Source organism: Kitasatospora sp. NPDC004799 (assembly GCF_040609095.1).
Classification (GTDB): Bacteria; Actinomycetota; Actinomycetes; order Streptomycetales; family Streptomycetaceae; genus Kitasatospora.
Map to the genome: position 1 here is coordinate 1 of NZ_JBEXJK010000146.1, position 18,812 is coordinate 18,812.

20 protein-coding genes and 1 riboswitch are annotated in these 18,812 nt (G+C 73.6%); of the genes, 14 read left to right on the forward strand and 6 right to left on the reverse strand.

All coding sequences use genetic code 11. The annotated features are described in order from the left end of the window. Positions 1-91: 91 nt before the first annotated feature. The gene (locus ABZW03_RS19590) at positions 92-538 is read right to left on the reverse strand and encodes an Lrp/AsnC family transcriptional regulator (RefSeq protein WP_355259495.1); all 447 of its coding nucleotides are present in this window, start codon (positions 536-538) and stop codon (positions 92-94) included. Positions 539-702: 164 nt separating this feature from the next. Here ABZW03_RS19590 and pdhA point away from each other — a divergent pair, with 164 nt between their 5' ends. The 4 genes from pdhA (at position 703) to ABZW03_RS19610 (ending at position 6,258) form a co-directional block, all read left to right on the forward strand. Next, positions 703-1,845 (forward strand): pyruvate dehydrogenase (acetyl-transferring) E1 component subunit alpha, encoded by a 1,143-nt coding sequence (pdhA, locus tag ABZW03_RS19595; RefSeq protein ID WP_355259498.1) that lies wholly within the window; start codon positions 703-705, stop codon positions 1,843-1,845. Next, positions 1,842-2,879 carry an alpha-ketoacid dehydrogenase subunit beta gene (locus ABZW03_RS19600; RefSeq protein WP_355259501.1) on the forward strand — a complete coding sequence of 346 codons (1,038 nt, stop codon included), beginning with the start codon at positions 1,842-1,844 and terminating at the stop codon, positions 2,877-2,879. Before pdhA ends, ABZW03_RS19600 begins: the two co-directional genes overlap by 4 nt. Next, on the forward strand, positions 2,879-4,252 hold the full coding sequence (locus ABZW03_RS19605) for a dihydrolipoamide acetyltransferase family protein (RefSeq protein ID WP_355259540.1): 1,374 nt from the start codon (positions 2,879-2,881) through the stop codon (positions 4,250-4,252). Before ABZW03_RS19600 ends, ABZW03_RS19605 begins: the two co-directional genes overlap by 1 nt. A 290-nt stretch (positions 4,253-4,542) precedes the next feature. Then, positions 4,543-6,258 carry a globin domain-containing protein gene (locus ABZW03_RS19610; RefSeq protein ID WP_355259504.1) on the forward strand — a complete coding sequence of 572 codons (1,716 nt, stop codon included), beginning with the start codon at positions 4,543-4,545 and terminating at the stop codon, positions 6,256-6,258. A gap of 84 nt (positions 6,259-6,342) precedes the next feature. Here ABZW03_RS19610 and ABZW03_RS19615 read toward each other — a convergent pair whose 3' ends face one another. Continuing rightward, entirely contained in the window at positions 6,343-6,885 is a 543-nt protein-coding gene (locus ABZW03_RS19615; protein ID WP_355259506.1) for an NUDIX domain-containing protein, read from the reverse strand. Positions 6,886-7,171: 286 nt separating this feature from the next. On the opposite strand from ABZW03_RS19615, the gene ABZW03_RS19620 reads away from it, so the two are divergent. Both ABZW03_RS19620 and ABZW03_RS19625 read left to right on the forward strand, forming a co-directional pair. Beyond that, positions 7,172-7,963, forward strand: coding sequence for a helix-turn-helix domain-containing protein (locus ABZW03_RS19620; protein ID WP_355259508.1), 792 nt, complete (start codon positions 7,172-7,174; stop codon positions 7,961-7,963). Between the two features lie 202 nt (positions 7,964-8,165). Then, the gene (locus tag ABZW03_RS19625; protein WP_355259511.1) at positions 8,166-8,591 is read left to right on the forward strand and encodes an SsgA family sporulation/cell division regulator; all 426 of its coding nucleotides are present in this window, start codon (positions 8,166-8,168) and stop codon (positions 8,589-8,591) included. 93 nt (positions 8,592-8,684) lie between these two features. Here the strand turns inward: ABZW03_RS19625 and ABZW03_RS19630 are convergent, their stop codons facing one another. After that, positions 8,685-9,065 (reverse strand): phage holin family protein, encoded by a 381-nt coding sequence (locus ABZW03_RS19630; RefSeq protein WP_355259514.1) that lies wholly within the window; start codon positions 9,063-9,065, stop codon positions 8,685-8,687. A 120-nt stretch (positions 9,066-9,185) separates the two neighbouring features. On the opposite strand from ABZW03_RS19630, the gene ABZW03_RS19635 reads away from it, so the two are divergent. The 5 genes from ABZW03_RS19635 to ABZW03_RS19655 all read left to right on the forward strand — a co-directional run bounded on the left by ABZW03_RS19635 (position 9,186) and on the right by ABZW03_RS19655 (position 14,161). Continuing rightward, entirely contained in the window at positions 9,186-9,503 is a 318-nt protein-coding gene (locus ABZW03_RS19635; RefSeq protein WP_355259543.1) for a cupin domain-containing protein, read from the forward strand. A 37-nt stretch (positions 9,504-9,540) separates the two neighbouring features. Next, positions 9,541-10,212: a thiaminase II gene (tenA, locus tag ABZW03_RS19640; protein ID WP_049653239.1), complete on the forward strand. Its 672-nt coding sequence runs from the start codon at positions 9,541-9,543 to the stop codon at positions 10,210-10,212. A 171-nt stretch (positions 10,213-10,383) separates the two neighbouring features. Beyond that, on the forward strand, positions 10,384-10,584 hold the full coding sequence (locus ABZW03_RS19645; protein ID WP_049653234.1) for a DUF5326 family protein: 201 nt from the start codon (positions 10,384-10,386) through the stop codon (positions 10,582-10,584). Between the two features lie 171 nt (positions 10,585-10,755). Beyond that, positions 10,756-10,890: riboswitch (TPP riboswitch) on the forward strand. Then, positions 10,885-12,699, forward strand: coding sequence for a phosphomethylpyrimidine synthase ThiC (thiC, locus tag ABZW03_RS19650; RefSeq protein ID WP_355259518.1), 1,815 nt, complete (start codon positions 10,885-10,887; stop codon positions 12,697-12,699). (Overlaps the previous riboswitch by 6 nt.) Positions 12,700-12,952: 253 nt before the next feature. Continuing rightward, a complete protein-coding gene (locus tag ABZW03_RS19655) occupies positions 12,953-14,161 on the forward strand; it encodes a hypothetical protein (RefSeq protein ID WP_355259521.1) in 1,209 nt (402 codons plus the stop codon). Between the two features lie 106 nt (positions 14,162-14,267). Here the strand turns inward: ABZW03_RS19655 and ABZW03_RS19660 are convergent, their stop codons facing one another. Continuing rightward, on the reverse strand, positions 14,268-14,654 hold the full coding sequence (locus ABZW03_RS19660) for a VOC family protein (RefSeq protein WP_355259524.1): 387 nt from the start codon (positions 14,652-14,654) through the stop codon (positions 14,268-14,270). 72 nt (positions 14,655-14,726) lie between these two features. On the opposite strand from ABZW03_RS19660, the gene ABZW03_RS19665 reads away from it, so the two are divergent. Beyond that, positions 14,727-15,707 carry a LysR family transcriptional regulator gene (locus ABZW03_RS19665; protein ID WP_355259527.1) on the forward strand — a complete coding sequence of 327 codons (981 nt, stop codon included), beginning with the start codon at positions 14,727-14,729 and terminating at the stop codon, positions 15,705-15,707. Between the two features lie 18 nt (positions 15,708-15,725). Here the strand turns inward: ABZW03_RS19665 and ABZW03_RS19670 are convergent, their stop codons facing one another. Continuing rightward, entirely contained in the window at positions 15,726-16,562 is an 837-nt protein-coding gene (locus ABZW03_RS19670; protein ID WP_355259530.1) for a helix-turn-helix transcriptional regulator, read from the reverse strand. Positions 16,563-16,663: 101 nt separating this feature from the next. Here ABZW03_RS19670 and ABZW03_RS19675 point away from each other — a divergent pair, with 101 nt between their 5' ends. Then, positions 16,664-17,260 carry an NAD(P)H-dependent oxidoreductase gene (locus ABZW03_RS19675; RefSeq protein ID WP_355259533.1) on the forward strand — a complete coding sequence of 199 codons (597 nt, stop codon included), beginning with the start codon at positions 16,664-16,666 and terminating at the stop codon, positions 17,258-17,260. A gap of 17 nt (positions 17,261-17,277) precedes the next feature. On the opposite strand, the gene ABZW03_RS19680 is transcribed toward ABZW03_RS19675, so the two are convergent. Then, the gene (locus ABZW03_RS19680) at positions 17,278-17,841 is read right to left on the reverse strand and encodes a hypothetical protein (protein ID WP_355259536.1); all 564 of its coding nucleotides are present in this window, start codon (positions 17,839-17,841) and stop codon (positions 17,278-17,280) included. A gap of 309 nt (positions 17,842-18,150) precedes the next feature. Between ABZW03_RS19680 and ABZW03_RS19685 the strand changes: the two genes are divergently transcribed. Beyond that, positions 18,151-18,639: a hypothetical protein gene (locus tag ABZW03_RS19685; protein ID WP_355259538.1), complete on the forward strand. Its 489-nt coding sequence runs from the start codon at positions 18,151-18,153 to the stop codon at positions 18,637-18,639. Positions 18,640-18,812: the final 173 nt, after the last annotated feature.

Genomic DNA, 18,812 nt, shown 5'->3' on the forward strand with positions numbered 1-18,812 from the left:
GACGCCAGCACCAAGCCCGGAACAGCCACTACAAACGACGAGGCCACAGCCCGAAAACCGAAGCCTCATCACGCTAAGCACCGTTGCAGTACTAGACCGGCGGCACCTGGTCGGTCTCCTCGAAGACCAGCATGGTGCGGGTGCCGAGCACCTGGGGGATGGACTGGATGCTGCCCAGCACCAGCTCCCGCAGGGCCTTGTTGTCGGCGGTGTGCACCAGCAGCAGGACGTCGAAGTCCCCGCCGACCAGCGCGATGTGCGCCACCCCGGGCAGCTCCAGCAGCTGCTCGCGCACCGTCCGCCAGGAGTTCTGGACGATTTTCAGGGTGATGTACGCGGACGCGGCCTGACCGGCCCGTTCGTGGTCCACCCTGGCAGTGAAGCCGCGGATGATGCCGTCCTCGACCATCCTGGAGATCCGGGCGTAGGCGTTCGCCCGGGACACGTGCACCCGCTCGGCCACCGAGCGGATGGAGGCGCGGCCGTCCTGCTGCAGCAGCCGCAGGATCGACCGGTCGACCCGGTCGAGTCTGGACATCTGTTCAGCCGACATGACCCCCCACCCCCACCGTTTGGACGCACTGCCACCAGTCGACCGCCGAACAGGCCGAATGTCCACCACCTTGTCACGCTTCTGGTCAAGATGAACAGACGACCGAACAATCGGTAGGGAGCCCCCGCCACCCCTGGAGGTGCCCCGAGATGACCGTTCTCGACCACAGACACCACACCGGCGTCCCCGGTTGGCTGCCCGGCGCCACCGCCCCGCGCACCGACCCGGCGCCCCTGCTCCCGGACCACTCCCCCGTCCGGGCGCTCGGCACCCCCGCGCTGGAGAAGTACGACCCGGCCCTGCTGCGCGAGCTGTACCGCCGGCTGGTCGTCGGCCGCCGGTACAACCAGCAGGCCACCACCCTGACCAAGCAGGGCCGGCTCGCCGTCTACCCGGCGTCCACCGGCCAGGAGGCCTGCCAGGTCGCCGCCGCGCTGGTGCTCGGCGAGCGCGACTGGCTCTTCCCGAGCTACCGCGACACCCTCGCCGTGGTCTCCCGGGGCGTCGACCCGCTGGAGGCGCTGACCCTGCTGCGCGGCAGCGCCCACACCGGCTACGACCCGCGGGCCAGCCGCACCGCCCCGCTCTGCACCCCGCTCGCCACCCAGGCCCCGCACGCCGTCGGACTGGCGCACGCCGCCCGGCTGCGCGGCGAGCCGGTGGTCGCGCTGGCGATGCTCGGCGACGGCGGCACCAGCGAGGGCGACTTCCACGAGGCGCTGAACTTCGCGGCCGTGCTGGGCGCCCCGGTGGTCTTCCTGGTGCAGAACAACGGCTACGCGATCTCCGTCCCGCTCAGCGCCCAGTCCGCCGCGCCGAGCCTGGCCCACAAGGCCGTCGGCTACGGCATGCCGGGCCGGCTGGTGGACGGCAACGACGCGCCCGCCGTGCACGCGGTGCTGACCGAGGCGGTCGAGCGGGCCCGGGCCGGCGGCGGCCCGACCCTGGTCGAGGCGCTGACCTACCGGATCGACGCCCACACCAACGCCGACGACGCCACCCGCTACCGGACCGAGCCCGAGGTGGCCGCCTGGCGCGAGCACGACCCGATCCTGCTGATGGAGCGGGCGCTGCGCGGGCTCGGCCTGCTGGACGACGGGCTGGTGCGGGAGTCGGCCGAGGAGGCGGAGGCGCTGGCGGCCCGGATGCGGGCCGAGTTCCACGCCGACCCGGCCCTGGACCCGATGTCGCTGTTCGCCCACGTCTTCGCCGAACCGACCCCCCAACTGCGGGAGCAGGCCGAGCAGTTGGCCGCCGAGCTGGCCGCGGAGGCGGAGGTGGCGGACCGATGAGCGCCCACCCGTCGCCCACCCCCACCCTTGGCGGAGCCGCTGCGCCGGAGGTGCGCACCGCGTCCATGGCGCAGGCGCTCAACTCCGCGCTGCGGGACGCCATGCGCGAGGACCCGGCGGTGCACGTCCTCGGCGAGGACGTCGGCGCGCTCGGCGGCGTCTTCCGGATCACCGACGGGCTCACCGCCGAGTTCGGCCCGGAGCGCTGCCTGGACACCCCGCTGGCCGAGGCCGGCATCCTCGGCACCGCGATCGGCATGGCGATGTACGGGCTGCGCCCGGTGGTCGAGATGCAGTTCGACGCCTTCGCCTACCCGGCGCTGGAGCAGCTGTTCTCGCACGTCGCCAAGATGCGCAACCGCACGGCGGGCCGGCTCCCGCTGCCGATCACCGTCCGCATCCCGTACGGCGGCGGCATCGGCGGCGTCGAGCACCACAGCGACGCCTCCGAGGCGTACTACACCAGCACCCCCGGCCTGCACGTGGTCACGCCGGGCACGGTGGCCGACGCGTACGGGCTGCTGCGCGCCTCGATTGCCTCCGACGACCCGGTGGTCTTCCTGGAGCCCAAGCGGCTCTACTGGGGCAAGGCCGAGTTCGACCCGGCGGCGCCGGTCGAGCCGATCGGCCGGGCGGTGCTGCGGCGCACCGGCACCTCCGCCGTGCTGATCACCTACGGCCCCTCGCTGCCGGTCTGCCTGGAGGCGGCGGAGGCGGCGCGGGCCGAGGGCTGGGACCTCGCGGTGCTGGACCTGCGCACCCTGGTGCCGTTCGACGACGAGACGGTCTGCCGGGTGGTGCGCTCGCTCGGCCGGGCCGTGGTGGTGCACGAGGCGAGCGGCTTCGGCGGCACCGGGGCGGAGATCGCCGCCCGGGTCACCGAGCGCTGCTTCCACCACCTGGCCGCGCCCGTGCTGCGGGTCACCGGCTTCGACGTCCCGTACCCGCCGCCGATGCTGGAACACCACCACCTGCCCGGGGTGGACCGGATCCTGGACGCGGTCGCCCGGCTCCAGTGGGAGGACCGAGGATGATGCCCGTCGTGCGGGAGTTCCGGCTGCCCGACCTCGGTGAGGGGCTCACCGGGGCGGAAGTGGTGCGCTGGATGGTCGAGGTCGGCGAGGTGATCGCGGTCGACCAGCCGGTGGTGGAGGTGGAGACGGCCAAGGCCGTGGTGGAGGTGCCCTGCCCGTACGGCGGGGTGGTCACCGCGCGGTACGGCGAGGAGGGCGAGGAGATCGCCGTGGGCGCGCCGCTGGTGACGGTCGCGGTGGGGCCGACGGAGGCGGGTGTCGCGGACGGGCCGGTGGCTGCTTCTGCTCCTGCTGCCGTTGCTTCGGCTTCGGCTTCGGCTTCGGCTTCTGCTTCGGCTGAGGTGGAGCGGCCGTTGGTCGGGTTCGGGGTGGCCGAGCCGGGGCGGGGCGGGCGGCGGCGCCGGGTCGGGGTGCCGGTCTCGGGCTCGGTTGCGGCTCCGACCTCGGCCGGCGCCGGCGCCGCTGCCGGGGCCGGTGCTGTGGCCGTGCGGGCTCCGGCGGTGCCGGCCGGCCCGGCGGTGGTGCCGGTGATCTCGCCGCTGGTGCGGCGGCTGGCCCGGGAGCAGGGGGTCGACCTGACCGCGCTCGCCGGGAGCGGGCCGGACGGGCTGATCATGCGGGCGGACGTCGAACGGGCGGTCGCGGCCAAGGTGGCCGCTCCGGCGCCGGCCGGGCCCGCCGCGCAGGAGGGCGTGGTCCCGCTGCGCGGGCTGCGCAAGGCGGTGGCCGAGAAGCTGAGCCGCAGCCACCGGGAGATCCCGGCGGCGACCTGCTGGGTGGACGCGGATGCCACCGAACTGATGGCGCTGCGGCGGCAGTTGAACGCCACGCCGGGGCCGAAGGTGAGCGTGCTGGCGCTGCTGGCGCGGATCTGCACGGTCGCGCTGGCGCGCTTCCCGGAGCTCAACTCCTCGGTGACCGAGGACGGTTCGGGGATCGTCCGGCACTCGGCGGTGCACCTGGGCTTCGCCGCGCAGGGCGAGCGCGGACTGGTCGTCCCGGTGGTGCGGGACGCGCATAACCGCAGCACCGAGCAACTCGGCGAGGAACTCGGCCGGTTGACCGAGGCGGCGCGCGGCGGTGCGCTCACCCCGGCCGAACTGACCGGTGGCACCTTCACGTTGAACAACTACGGGGTGTTCGGCGTGGACGGCTCCACCCCGATCCTCAACCACCCGGAGGCGGCGATGCTCGGGGTCGGCCGGATCGTCGCCAAACCCTGGGTCCACCAGGGCGAGTTGGCCGTGCGCGAGGTGACCCAGCTGTCGTTCACCTTCGACCACCGGGTCTGCGACGGCGGTACGGCCGGCGGCTTCCTGCGGTTCGTCGCGGACTGCGTGGAGCAGCCGGGGATGCTGCTGCGGCAGCTCTGAGTTCGGCCCTCCTGAGCACGGCTTTCCCTGAGCACGGCGGTCCCGGTCGCGGCGGTCTCCGCGCGGGGCCGTCGGGTGCGGGCCGTGGTCGCCCTGGGTGCGCGGAGGGGTACCCAGGGCGACCGCGGGCCGCGGAGAGTAGCGCGTTCCGGGCCCGGATGTCCGGGATTCGCGTGATTCGTCGGCCGGGCCGTCCGGCCGTGCCACGCTGCCTTCGCGCCGGTGGAGACGAGCCATGGCGCAGGTCGGCCGGAGGCGAAACGATTCTCTTGGGTACTCGAAACGTAGCGGTGAAGTCCCGCGGACCGGTCCTGGTCCGCACCGGGCACGGCTCGGCGGGGGTCGCCTCCGTCCCGGGCCTGCCGGAGGCCGCGCGCGGCACGTCCCCGTCGCGGCAGGTGGCCGTCCGGCCGCTGATGCCCCTGAGCCCGCCGGTCCCGCCGGTCCCGCGGGTCCCGCCGGTCCCGCCGGACCCGACACCGGCGACGGCGACGGCGACGGCGGACGCGCAGACGGCGGTGCTGCCGCCGGTGCCGCTGCTGGAGCCCGTCCGGCCGGTGATCCCGGCCCGGCCGGTGCAGCCGCCCGTCGTCCCCGCTCCCGCACCCGCTCCCGGCCCCGGTGCCCCCGCCGCCCCCGTCCCCGACGGCTTCCGACCGTTCTTCACCGACGCTCCCGGCCGCAACTGGGCCGGCCCGGGCGACCGGTGGACCGACGCCTGGGGCGTGCGCACCCCCGTCGGGCAGCTCGCCGCCCAGCCCCCCGCCGCCGGACTCCCCGCCGCCGGGCCCGGGCAGGCCGTCGACCGGCCGCTCACCGCCCGGGAGGTCGAGCTGGTCCGGTCCGGCCTGGCCGCGGTCGGGCGAGTTGCCGACCGGGCCACCGCGCACTTCTTCGCGCTGCTCTTCCTGCGCCACCCCGAGCTCCGCTCGCTCTTCCCCGCCGCCATGGACCTCCATCGCGACCGGCTGTTCCGCACCCTGCTGGCCGTCGTGGGCGAACTCGACCGGCCGGTGGCCCTGCGCGCCACGCTGGCCGGGCTCGGCCGCGACCACCGCCGGTACGGGGTGCCGGCCGGCCACCACGTCGCGGTGGAGGAGTGCCTGGTGCAGACGCTGGCCCGGTACGCGGGCGACCGCTGGGACGCCGAGGCCGAGTCGGCCTGGCGCCGCGCGTACCGGATGATCTCCTCGACCGTGATTGCGGCCGGCGAGGAGGACGCCCGCACCTCACCGCCCTGGTGGTACGGCGAGATCGTCCGGCACGAGCGCCGCACCCGGGAGGTCGCGGCGATCACCGTCCGCCCGGACCAGGCGTACCCGTTCCGGGCCGGGCAGTACGCCGCGCTGGAGACACCCTGGTGGCCGCGGGTCTGGCGGCACTACTCCTTCGCCGGCGCGCCCCGCCCGGACGGGCTGCTGACCTTCCACGTCAAGGCCGTCCAGGCGGGCTGGGTGAGCAACGCGCTGGTCCACCGGGCCGCGCCCGGGGACGTGCTGCGGCTCGGCCCGGCGGCCGGCTCGATGACCGTCGACCACGCGGCCGGCCGGGACCTGCTCTGCCTCGGCGGCGGCACCGGCATCGCGCCGGTCCGCGCCCTGGTCGAGGAGGCGGCCGAGCACGGCGCGGCCGGCCGCCGGATCGAGGTGTTCTACGGGGCCCGCCGGGCCGAGGAGCTGTACGAGCTGGACCGGCTGCGCGAACTGGCCGCGCTGCACCCGTGGCTGACGGTCCGTCCGGTACTGTCCGGCGGCGGTTCGGTCGAGGGCCGCCTGGCCGGGGGCCCGCTGGCCGGGGGCCCGCTCGCCGGGGGCGGCCCGTTCGGGGGCCCGCTGGCCGGCGAACTGCCCGAGGTGGTGGGCCGGTTCGGCCCGTGGACCGGCCGGGAGGCGGTGCTCAGCGGACCGCCCGCGATGGTGCGCCGGGGCGTGGAGGCGCTGGTGCGCGCCGGGGTGCCGGCCGAGCGGATCCGACACGACCTGGTCGGCGACCTGGCCTCCGCGTGATCACCCGAAGACCGTGGCCGCCGGGCGGTCACCCGAGGTCGGGGGCCGCCGGTCGGTCACCCGAGGTCGGGGGCCGCCGGTCGGTCACCCGAGGTCGGGGGCGAGGAGCGCGCGGATGCCCTCGATGTTGGCCGCCAGGTACGCCCGCAGCCGGGGCGGGACGACGTTGACCGAGGTGACGCCCTCGCGGGTGAACGGCAGCCGGACCACCTCGTACTCGCCGTTGGGGTCGGTCACCTCGGGCCCGTGCCGCCGGCTGAGGTCCATCGAGGCGAGTCGGCAGACGAAGAAGTGCTGCACCTTGACCCCGTGCGGGTGCAGCAGGGTGCCGTCGTCATGGAGCGTGTGGCTGATGGTGTCGACGAAGGCGGGCACCACGTCCACGATCTTGCCGCCGAGCTCCTCGTCCACCTCGCGGTGCAGCGCCTCGACCACCGTCCGGTCCTCGCGCTCGACCCCGCCGCCGGGGGTGATCCAGTACGGGTGCGGCGAGCCCGGCCGGACCCGCCGGATCAGCACGATCGAGGCCGGGCCGTACGGATCGTCCGGGGCCAGCTCCAGCAGGATCGCCCGCGCGGTGCGCTTGACGACCGGGCGCGGTGGCGGAGTGCGGTTCTCGGGGCCCATGGCCACCTCCGGGACTGGCGCGTTGTGCGGGAGTCTCCCGCGCCGGGGAGGGGGCGAAACCCGGGGAAGGGGTCGAAAAGCACCGCGAACGGGTCGAAACGCCGACCTGGTCGGGTGCATCCGTTCGGGGTCCCGCTGTGCTGCAATGAGCAGCCATCGGGCAAATCGGAGGCTCCGTTCCGCATGTCCGTTTTGGGCAGGGACCTGTACGAGGGACTCGGGCTGGGGGTTGGGTGGCATGGATCGGATCGCACAGCCGTTCGAGAAAACGCAACCGTTCGAGATCATGCGGAAGCCGGGACCGTCCGCGACCGCTCCCGCGGTGCGGCGGGCGGCACCGGACCGCGGGCCCACCCTGATCGGCTCCGTCCAGCGGGCGCTGCGGCTGCTGGAGGCCGTCGGAGGTTTCCGGCAGGGTGCGAGCGCCAAGCAGCTGGCCCGGGCCGCCGACCTGCCCCTCGGCACCGCCTACCACCTGCTGCGCACCCTGGCCCACGAGGGCTACCTGCGGCGCTCCGAGGGGCGCTTCTTCCACGGGGAGGCGCTCGACGGCATAGCCCGCGCCCGTGCCCGGACCGGCGACCCCGACCTGCGGACGCGGATGCAGTCGCTCCGGGAGGAGCTCGGCGCCGCCGTCTACTTCGCGCTCTACCGGGACGGCGAGGTCCATCTGGTCGCCGTGGTCGAGGACCCGAGCCGCCCGGCCGTCGAGCCCTGGGCGGACTTCCGGGCCACCGCCCACGCCCACGCCATCGGCCAGTGCCTCCTCGGCCAGCTGCCGGAGGAGGCGCGCCGCGACCACCTGGCCCGCCACCCGCCGGCCGGGCTCACCCCGTCCACCCTCACCGGCGAGACCGCCGTGCTGCGCCGGCTCGCCTCGCAGCGGCCGACCATGCCCGTGCTGGAGCGGCAGGAGTACGCGCTCGGCACGGTCTGCGCGGCCGTCCCGATCACCATCGGCCCGGTGGTCGCCACCATGGCCATCTCGCTCCCGGTCGAACAGGCCGACCGACTCGCCTCCACCGCGCGCCAACTCCGGCTCAGGGTCGGGGCGATGAGCCCGGCTTTCATCCTCTGACCGTACTTGGTCTAGACCGCCCGCGATTCGTTCACCATTTGAAAAAGCTCACCTTGTCCAGTACATCCGCATACGTGGACGATGATGATCGAACGTGGATTGGTTGCATAAACCGTCACAAAAACCGTCGAAAACATGTCCGGCCGGCCGCTATCGGACCCAGCGAACCGACGGCGCGGGCAGAACGAGAGGTACTGGCGCCATGCAGCACAGCACAGTCCAGGGGCACCTGGTGATGAACCTCGTGGTCTCGCACGAGCTCTCCTTCCGCCTCCCGGTGGACCTGGCGTACGAGGCGGACGACCCGTACGCCGTCCGGCTCACCTTCCACCTGCCCGGTGACGCCCCGGTCACCTGGTACTTCGCGCGGGAGCTGCTGCTCGACGGGATCAGCGGACCGGTCGGCGAGGGCGACGTGCACGTCAGCCCGGTCGGCGAGGAGCTCTCGGAGGTCCGCATCGTGCTGCGCTCCCCCGACGGTGACGCCCTGCTGCGCGCCTCGTCCGCGCCGCTGCTCGCCTTCCTGGCGCGCACCGACCGGGTGGTGCCGATGGGCCAGGAGTTCACCGGGTGGGACATCGACGCCCAGCTCGCGGACCTGCTCAAGGGGCGTGAGAACGCGGGGTGAGCGGTCCGGCAGGCGACGCAGGCACGAGGAAGGGGCCCGTACCCGGTGGAACACCCGGGTGCGGGCCCCTTCCGGCCGTCCGCACGGCGCCGGTCAGTCGTCGTCCAGGGCCAGGTGCAGGCCCCACGCGACCAGGCTGATGATCAGTGAACCGACCAGTGCCGAACCGAAGTTGTTCACGTGGAAGTCCAGGCTCAGCTTCCCGGAGGCCCAGGAGGTGAGCAGGAGCATCAGGGCGTTGATCACGAAGGTGATCAGGCCCAGCGTGAGGATGAACAGCGGGAACGAGAACAGCTTGACCACCGGCTTGATCAGCCAGTTGACCACGCCGAAGACGACGGCGACGCCGAGCACCGTCAGCGTCTTGTGCTGCCAGTCCGCGTTGCCCTGGGCGAGTTGGATGCCGCTGACGATCCAGGCGGCGACCCAGATGGCCGCCGCGTTGATCAGTGTCTTGATGACGAAACCCTTCATGCCGCCCAAGCCTGACAGGAACCCCCGTCCCGGCGGAACCACCACACGGCGGGGTGGTGTTGAATGCCCCTGGTCCGGGAGGTGGCCGGACCGCTCCGCGAACGAGGGAGGACGGCGGCGGTGAAGCTCTTCCGGCTGGACGAACTGGATGCCGAGCGGGCGGCCAACGACGGCGCGTACCTGCGGTTCCTGCGCGAACCGCGGATGTCCGCCGGGCTGTACGCGCTGGCCCCCGGCGACACCGACACCCAGACCCCGCACGACCAGGACGAGATCTACCAGGTGATCAGCGGCCGGGCCGAGATCACCGTCGGCGCCGAGACCGCCACGGTCGCGCGCGGCACCGTGGTCTACGTGCCGGCCGGCACCCCGCACCGGTTCCACCACATCACCGAGGAACTGCGGGTGCTGGTGGTGTTCTCCCCGCCGGAGGACTGAGGACCCCGGCTCCCCCAGCAGGCTCTAGGGTCGCCTCATGAGCACCAAGACGCTGACCGAAGAACTCTGGGCGGCCATCGAGCCGGTGTACGCCGAGATCCTCGCCCACCCCTTCCTGGCCGGGCTCACCGACGGCACCCTGCCGCGCGAGGCCTTCCGCCACTTCGTCGTCCAGGACTCGCACTACCTGCGCGACTACGCCCGCGCGCTCGCCGTCTGCGCCGCCAAGGCGCCCGGCGAGGAGGACGTCCGGGCCTTCGCCGACGACGCGGTCGGCGCGCTGGCCGCCGAGCAGGGCATGCACGCCGAGTTCCTGACCGCCTTCGGCGGCAGCGCCGAGGAGGCCGCCGCCGAGCCGGTGCTGCCCACCACCCGGGCCTACACCAGCTACCTGCTGGCCACCGTCTACGGCGGCTCCTTCGCCGAGGCCCTCGGCGCGGTGCTGCCCTGCTACTGGATCTACGCCCGGGTCGGCGAGGCGCTGCTCGCCCAGGGCTCGCCCGACCCGCTGTACGCCAAGTGGATCTCCACCTACGGCGACGAGGCCTTCCAGTCGGTGGTCCGCCGGGTGCTGGCGCTCACCGACCGGCTGGGCGAGGAGCTGTCCGCGGCCGAACGCCGCAAGGTGGTCGGGCACTTCGTGACCACCTCGCGCTACGAGTGGATGTTCTGGGACGCCGCCTGGCGCGGCGAGCGCTGGCCGGTCTGACCCCTGGTTCTCGGGGGTCACCCGGGGGGTCGGGGTCGGGGTGATCTCGGGGTTCTCTCCGGGCCGTTGGGCCTCGTTCCGGCACTCGCGCCCCCGTACGATCGAAGTACCGAAAGCAAGCGGGATGCGGCACCGGACGGCGGCCGACCCGAGGGGAGAAGAGGAACCGACATGGCTGAGCTCTGGAAGTCGCTGCCCTCCTGGGTGCGCAACATCGTCATCCCGGTGCTGGTCCTGGTGCTGGCCTGGAACATCGTCGCCTTCGTCTTCGGCGTCGTCGGCGCCCTGCTCTCCATCGTGATCAAGCTGCTGGTGGTGGTCGGCATCGCGGCCGCCGTGGTGGTCCTGGTGAAGAAGGCCGCCAAGAGCTGACTCGCCACCCCGCAACGCCGCCCTGAGGCCCGGCCCCCGCACAGGGGGACCGGGCCTCGGCCGTTCCGGCCGCGGGGCGGCCGGTGCGGGCGGGGGTGGGAGGGGCGGGAGGCGCTCTGGACCTGCGGCGATCCGGTCGCTACGGTGTTGGGCGTCGTGTGCAGGCAACACCGCCTGCGACGCGGGAGCTCGGAGCACCGGGCTGAGAGGACGCTGACCGGGACGTCGACGGACGGACCGACGGCTGCGTCGACCGCAGGAACCTGACCGGGTAATGCCGGCGTAGGGAGTAGAGGTCAGATGACCACGTTCGAAGCACAGCCGCAGTCTGCCCAGGGCGCCCCCAGCAGCGAGCGCACCGGCTACCCGACCCCGGCCTGGCGCAAGGCCCACCGCGAGGGATCGCGCCCCGACCTGCGCGTCCCGTACCGCGAGGTGCGGCTCACCAACGGCCGGACCGTCCCGCTGTACGACACCTCCGGCCCGTACACCGACCCGTCCTACGAGCCGGACGTGCGGCGCGGCCTGCCCCCGCTGCGGGACGCCTGGATCCGCCAGCGCGGCGACGTCGAGGAGTACGACGGCCGCGAGCCGCGCCCCGAGGACGACGGGATCAAGCACACCTCGCCCCGCGGCGGGAACCTGCGCAACCTGGACGCCGTCTTCCCCGGCCGCCCGCGTCGTCCGCTGCGCGGCCGCGGCGGTGCCGCCGTCACCCAACTCGCCTACGCCAAGCGGGGCGTGGTGACGCCGGAGATGGAGTTCGTGGCGCTGCGGGAGGGCCTCGCGCCCGAGTTCGTGCGCGCCGAGGTGGCCCGCGGCCGGGCCGTCATCCCGGTCAACGTGAACCACCCGGAGGTGGAGCCGGCGATCATCGGCACCAACTTCCTGGTGAAGATCAACGCCAACATCGGCAACTCGGCCGTCACCTCCTCGATCGAGGAGGAGGTGGAGAAGATGACCTGGGCCACCCGCTGGGGCGCCGACACCGTCATGGACCTCTCCACCGGCCGCAACATCCACACCACCCGCGAGTGGATCCTGCGCAACTCCCCGGTGCCGATCGGCACCGTGCCGCTCTACCAGGCCCTGGAGAAGGTGGACGGCAAGGCCGAGGAGCTGAGCTGGGAGGTCTACCGGGACACCGTCGTCGAGCAGTGCGAGCAGGGCGTCGACTACATGACCGTCCACGCCGGCGTGCTGCTGCGCTACGTCCCGCTCACCGCGCGCCGCAAGACCGGCATCGTCTCGCGCGGCGGCTCGATCATGGCGGCCTGGTGCCTCGCGCACCACGAGGAGAACTTCCTCTACACCAACTTCGAGGAACTCTGCGACATCCTCGCCACCTACGACGTGACCTTCTCGCTCGGTGACGGGCTGCGCCCCGGCTCGATCGCGGACGCCAACGACGAGGCGCAGTTCGCCGAGTTGCAGACCCTCGGGGAGCTCGGCCGGATCGCCCGCGAGCGGGACGTCCAGGTGATGATCGAGGGCCCGGGCCACGTCCCGATGCACAAGATCAAGGAGAACATGGATCTCCAGAAGGAGATCTGCGACGAGGCGCCGTTCTACACCCTCGGCCCGCTGACCACGGACGTCGCCCCCGGCTACGACCACATCACCTCGGGCATCGGCGCCGCGATGATCGCCTGGTGGGGCACCGCGATGCTCTGCTACGTGACCCCCAAGGAGCACCTGGGCCTGCCCAACCGGGACGACGTCAAGACCGGCGTGATCACCTACAAGATCGCCGCCCACGCCGCCGACCTGGCCAAGGGCCACCCCGGTGCCCAGGCCTGGGACGACGCCCTCTCCGACGCCCGCTTCGAGTTCCGCTGGGAGGACCAGTTCAACCTGGCCCTCGACCCGGAGACCGCCCGCGACTTCCACGACGAGACCCTCCCCGCCGAGCCCGCCAAGACCGCCCACTTCTGCTCGATGTGCGGCCCGAAGTTCTGCTCGATGAAGATCTCCCAGAAGATCCGCGACGAGCACGGCGACGGCTCCACCGCGGTCTCCACCGACTTCGACGCCGAGGCCCTGGCCGGCATGGCCGAGAAGTCCGCCGAATTCGCGGCCCAGGGCAACCGCGTCTACCTCCCCCTCACCGACTGACGCGCCGCACACCCCAGCGCCGTCCCGATCGTCTCGGGACGGCGCTTCGGCGTTTCCGGTCGGCCGGAGCGGCCCGGTCGCCCGGCCGGCAAATTGCGGAATTCGATTTCGGTGGCCCACCGAATGTTCGTCGGCTATTCTCCGCCTGGCGCGTAGGGGGGAATCCACGCGTTGCCGCGGAAAACGGCGGCCATTTCGGACTTTTGGGGTTGAGTTGAGACTTCGACGCGCAATTCTGGCGGCCTCGCTGGTTGTGTCCCCGCTCGCTCTGGCACTGCCCGCCCAGGCGGCGGGCCAGGACAACGCGCACTCCGTCCGGATCGAGGGCTTCCCCTCCGTGGAGGCGGGTGGCGGCTGGTCCGAGGGTACGGTGACGGTCAAGAACGACGCGGACGCGCCCTACGCCGGTCAGCACCTGGTGATCTACTTCGGTACCCAGATGCTCGGCAAGGACCAGGTAGCCGCCGAGTACGCGGACGGCGCGTCCGGCAGTTGGCAGCCGGTGAAGCTGGTCGACCAGGACCTCGGTGCCAAGCCGGCCGGCTACCAGGGGGTGGCGACGGACCTGACGGGTGCCGGGGTCGAGGTCCAGCCGCACTCCGCGCGGACCTTCAAGCTGCGGTTCAAGCTGCTGCAGTCCACGCACGCGGGGCCGGAGGTGAACGTCAGTCTGTACGCCTACCTGGCACCGACGTTCGGTGCGGACGGCCAGGCCAAGGACTGGACGGTTCAGGCGCCGGGTGTGTCGGTCAAGACGACCGGGCTCACCACCTCCTTCACCGGTCTGCCCACGTCCGTTCCGGCGGACGGGAAGCCGCACGCCTTCCAGGTCTCGATCAAGACCGCCAACGGCTTCGACTGGCACCTCACCAGCGCGGCCTTCTTCGTCTGGGGTGGTCAGAAGTACGGCTCGATGGACGGCCAGGGTGCCTGTGCCGCCCAACTGGACGTACAGGACCCGAAGGACAAGACCTGGCACAAGGTCGGCATGGGGGCCGTGGGGGCCGGCGACGGTGACGTCGACCTGACCAAGTGGGCCACCGGGCCGGTCGACAACCGGGTGCTCAATGCCAGGCTCACGCTGGGCAAGAACGTCAAGACCGACACCGACGCCTCGCTGGGCTTCGGTTACTACCCGGGCGCCAGTCCAATGCTGTTCTGGGCCATGCAGCCGATCGCCGCGGTGCCGGTCGAGGGTGCCCCCGAGTGCGTCGACCCGAACGCGCCGATCCCGTCGCCGAGCACGTCCTCCGCGCCCGCCGTCGTCCCGGCCGCGGTGTCCACCACCGAGCCGGCGGCCCAGCCCCGGGCGTCGGCGCCGGTCAAGGCCACCGACACCAACCGGGCCGAGCTCGCCGACACCGGCTCCCGCGGCCTCGGGCTGACCACCGGGATCGGCGGTGCCCTGGTGGTGGCGGGTGGAGCAGCGCTCGTCCTGACGCGGCGCGCACGTCGCAGCTGAGCCGATGACGCCGAAGCGCCGTCCCGGTCGTCTCGGGGCGGCGCTTCGGCGTGGGGGCCCGCCCCGGGCCTCCCCCGTGGGGCCGGGGCGGGCGGGGGGAGGGTGGTCAGGCGGTGGCGTCCTGGGGGTACCAGCGGAGTTCGACGGTGTTGCCGTCGGGGTCGCGGACGTAGACCGAGGTGGCGTTGCCGCGGGCGCCGAAGCGGGTGACCGGGCCTTCGAGGACGGTGAAGACGCCGGAGGCGATGACCTCCTGCCAGTCGAGGGGCTCGACGGTGAGGCAGATGTGGTCGACGTTGGACTCCTGCCGGGGGCGGCTGGTCAGGTCGATGATGGTGTCGGCGGTGACGCGGACGGACGGGAAGGACACCTGGCCGGCCCGCCACTCGTCGACCCGGACCGGCTCCAGGCCGAGCAGGCCGGAGTAGAAGGCCAGCGAGCGCTCGACGTCGGCGACGTTGAGGACCAGGTGGTCGAAGGCTACGACGCGCATGGGTGATCGGCTCCGCTCAGGTGCGACTGCTGGTGACGGGTTCAACGATCCTCCCAGCGGGGTGCGTGATCAATGCGCGATCGCCGTACGATCGTTGAGCAGGATTCAACGATCGAGGGGTGGGGCGCGATGCTGGAGCGGCTGGAGGTCGAGGTCTTCCTCGCGCTCGCCGAGGAACTGCACTTCGGCCGGACCGCCGAGCGGCTGCACCTGACCACCGGTCGGGTCAGCCAGGTGGTGAAGAAGCTGGAGCGCCGGATCGGCGGGCCGCTGTTCGACCGCACCAGCCGGTCGGTCCGACTGACCGCGGTGGGGCGGCAGTTGGCCGACGACCTGGTCCCGGCGGTGGCGGCGATGGCGCGGGCGCTGCGCCGGGCGGAGGACGCGAGCCGGGGCGTCACCGGGGAGCTGCGGGTGGCGTTCCTCGGCGAGTGGACGGCGCCGGTGCTGCTCAAGGCGGTCGCGCTGTTCGGCGAGCGGCACCCGGAGTGCCGGGTGGACGTGCGGGAGGTGCAGCTCTCCAACTCCCGGACGAGCCTGCTGGACGGGTCGGTCGACGTGCTGATCGCCTCCTACCCGTTCGACGGCATGTCCCGCGGGCCGGTGCTGCTGACCGAGCGCCGGGTGCTCGCGGTGGCCGCCGGGCACCCGCTGGCCGCGGAGCCGTCGGTGTCGATCGAGGTGCTGGCCGACCACCCGGTGGTGCAGTACCCGGCCGTCACCTCGGTGGGCTTCAAGCGCGACCGCACCCCCGACCGCACCCCGTCGGGCCGCCCGGTGCCCAAGGGGCCGTCCGGCAGCACCTTCTCCGAGATGCTCAGCCTGGTCGCGTTGGGCCGCGGCGTGCTCCCGGTCGGCGAGCACTCCCGCCGCTACTACCCGCGCCCGGACGTCGCCTACGTGCCGATCCACGACGCGCCCCCGATCGAGCGCGGCCCGGTCTGGCTGGAGAGCAACACCACCGCCCGGGTCCGCGCCTTCGTCCGGGCGGCCACGGACGCCGCCGAGGAGCGGGCCGAGGGGGAGCCGCTGTGCGTGGTGCCGGTGGAGTGAGACGAGAGGCGGGGCGCCTCAGGAGACCGCGCGCAGCCGGGGCGTCGACGGGGCGAGCAGCCGCTCGAGGTGGGCGGCCGTGCCGTCGTCGGCGGGAAGCAGGACGAGGAGCTGCTGGGCGTCGTCCGGGAGGTCCAGGGTCTCGCGCAGCAGCCGGAGTTCGGGCCCGGACGGGTGCCGGAGGCGGAGCGGGCCGCGGCGCGGGACGAGCTGGTTGCCGAGCCGGCGGGTGAACTCGGGGCCGGCGACCGGGGCGAGTTCGGTGCTGAGCCACTCGGCGGATTCGACCGAGGGGCCGAGCCAGAGGTCGAAGGCCTGTTCGTCGGCGATGTCGTCCCAGTCGGCGAACAGCGCGCGGGCGCGCGGGTCGGTGAAGACGTAGCGGGTGAGGTTCGGCTCCGGGGTGTCGAGCAGTCCGGCGGCGCCGAGCACGGCCGCGTACCCGCTGGTGTGGGCGAGGACGTCGCCGAGGCGGTTGGTGACGGCGGCGATGCCCGGTTCGAGCAGCCGCAGGGTCTCGCGGATGCCGGGGCGCACCGAGCGCGGGGCGGGGGCGGGCCGGGTGCGGCCGACGCACGCGCCGCCGGTGATCTTGGTGAGGTAGCGCAGGTGGTTGCGCTCGGCAGGGGCGAGGCTGAGGGCGTCGGCGAGCGCGTTGACCACGGCGACGGACGGGTTGCGGTCGCGGCCCTGCTCCAGCCGGGTCAGGTACTCGACGCTGATGCCGGCCCGGACGGCGAGGTCGGAGCGGCGCAGACCGGGCGAACGGCGGCGGCCGTGGTCGGGCAGGCCCAGCGTCTCCGGCTGGATGCTGTCGCGCTTCGCGCGGATGAAGTCCCCCAGTGGTGTGCCCATATGGCGAGCGTACGGCTGATCGCCGGGCGGAGGGTGGCCCTGCCGGGGCCAGCCTGGGCACGGCCTGGCTGCGGCCGTCGGGCGGCCGGAGAGTGGTGGCCATGGAGACGAACACGCACAAGCTGGTGATCATCCTCGGCAGCGTCCGGGAGGGCCGGTTCGGCCCGGTGGTGTCCTCGTGGGTGGCCGAGCGGGCCGCCGCGCACGGGGGCTTCGAGGTCGAGGTGGTGGACCTCGCCGAGGTCGAGCTTCCGCTCGAACTGCCCGCGGCCTCACCGAAGTTCGCCGGGGAGGGCTACCCGCGTCCGGCGGGGATGGCGAAGCTGACCGAGGCCCTGGAGGGCGCCGACGCCTTCGTCGTCGTCACGCCGGAGTACAACCACAGCTACCCGGCCTCGCTGAAGGCCGCGATCGACTGGCACTTCACCCAGTGGACGGCCAAGCCGGTCGCCTTCGTCAGCTACGGCGGCGCGGCCGGCGGCCGGCACGCCGTCCTGCACCTGGAGAACGTGCTGACCGAGCTGCACGCGGTGACCGTCCGGGACGGCCTGGCCTTCCCGAACTACTTCACCGCCTGGACGGGCGGCCGCCCGGACGACCCGCAGGCGCCCGGCTACGCCAAGGTGCTGTTCGACCGACTGGCGTGGTGGGCAGGCGCGTTGAAGAACGCGCGGGCCGCCGCGCCGTACCCGGCGTGAGACCGGGGGGCGACGGCTCAACTCGCCGTGCGCCGACGGTAGTAGTGCACGGTGAGCGCCGCGAGCAGCGGGCCCCAGGCGGCCAGCGGCAGGTACCCGGCCCAGAACACGACGGTCTGCCAGCCGTGGGTGATCAGCCCCAGGTCCCGGTCGCCCCGGATGGTCAGGCCGAGCGAGAACATCACCAGCCCGTACGGGAAGACCATCAGCGCCGCCGAGCCCAGCGCGGCCGGGACGACGGCGGCGAGCACCGGGACGGGGCGGCCGCCGAGGACGGGGACCCAGCGGGGCCACACCTCGCCCCAGCGGGCGACCAGGCCGAAGCAGAGCAGCGCGAGCGCCTCGCTGACCACGCTGAGCGCGATGACGTACGCCCTGTCGCCACCGAACAGGCCCCCGTCCTCCGCCGGGGGCGTCGGGCCGTGTTCGAACAGCGGCAGGCCGAGGACGAAGCCGCCGATCCGCCAGAGGCAGGAGGGCAGCACGACCAGGGCGATCGCGTACCCGGCCCGGACCGCCCAGCGGGGCACGCCCGGTGCGGGGGTGCCGTGCAGTCGTGCCGCGATCGTCCGTACGCCCATGGTTCCGCCTCCCGGCCCGGGCGGACGCGGTCCGTCCGCCACCGGTTCCGACTCTTCCGGAGTGGGCCGGCGGGGGCGTCCTCACGAGGGCGGAGCCGGATCCCCCGCGCAGGGGAGCCGGCCGACGGCATGCGGTCGGTGCCGGGGGGTTCGGCATCCGGCGCGACCGGTGCCCGGGGTGTTCGGTGTCCGGCGCGACCGGGGTCGTACCCCGGTATGACAGCGGATCCGGCTCCCCGGTGTGACGACCGGCCCGGCCCCGGCCCGGAAAGGTGGGGACACCGACCGCACGAGGCTGAAGGAGCCCTGATGTCCGCGAACCACCGTCAGTTCGGCAGCGCCGCCCGGGCCGCCGTCCGCTCCGGCCTGGCCTTGCCGGTCGGCGCGGTGGCGGCCGCCCTGGTGCTGGCCGGGCAGCCGGGGCGGGCCGCCCGCTGGCAGGCGCGGGTGTCGGGCGGCCGGGGCTGGACCGGTGGCCGGGTGCTGGCCCGGGCGGTCCTGGGGCTGCCGCTGGACGCCCTGGCGCTGCTGCTCGTCGGGTACGCGCTGTTCAGCTCGGTGCGGAACTTCGGCTACCCGGTCTGGTACCTGGGCACCGACTACCACCAGGCCTGGGGCGGCCCGACCATGGCCGGGGTCTGGGCGGTGCACGCGACGGGCTGGGGCCTGTGCCTGCTCGTGCTGCTGCGCTGGCCGCTGCGGTGGATCGCGCGCGGCCAGCGGGCCCTGACCGTACGGCTGTTGGACGGCCGGTCGGCGCCCTCGGCCCCGCGTCCGGCCGCGGCCCGGGCCGTCTGAGGCAGCGCTCCCGCTGAGGTCAGGGCAGCAGCAGCCCCCAGGACAGCGCCCAGGGCAGGAACACCAGCCCGGCCAGCAGCAGCGGCCCGACGGTCGGCCCCGGCAGCTGCAGCAGCGCCCGCTGGGCGGCCTCGGCGACGGAGCTGACGGCCGCGAAGGCCGCCGCGCGCCGC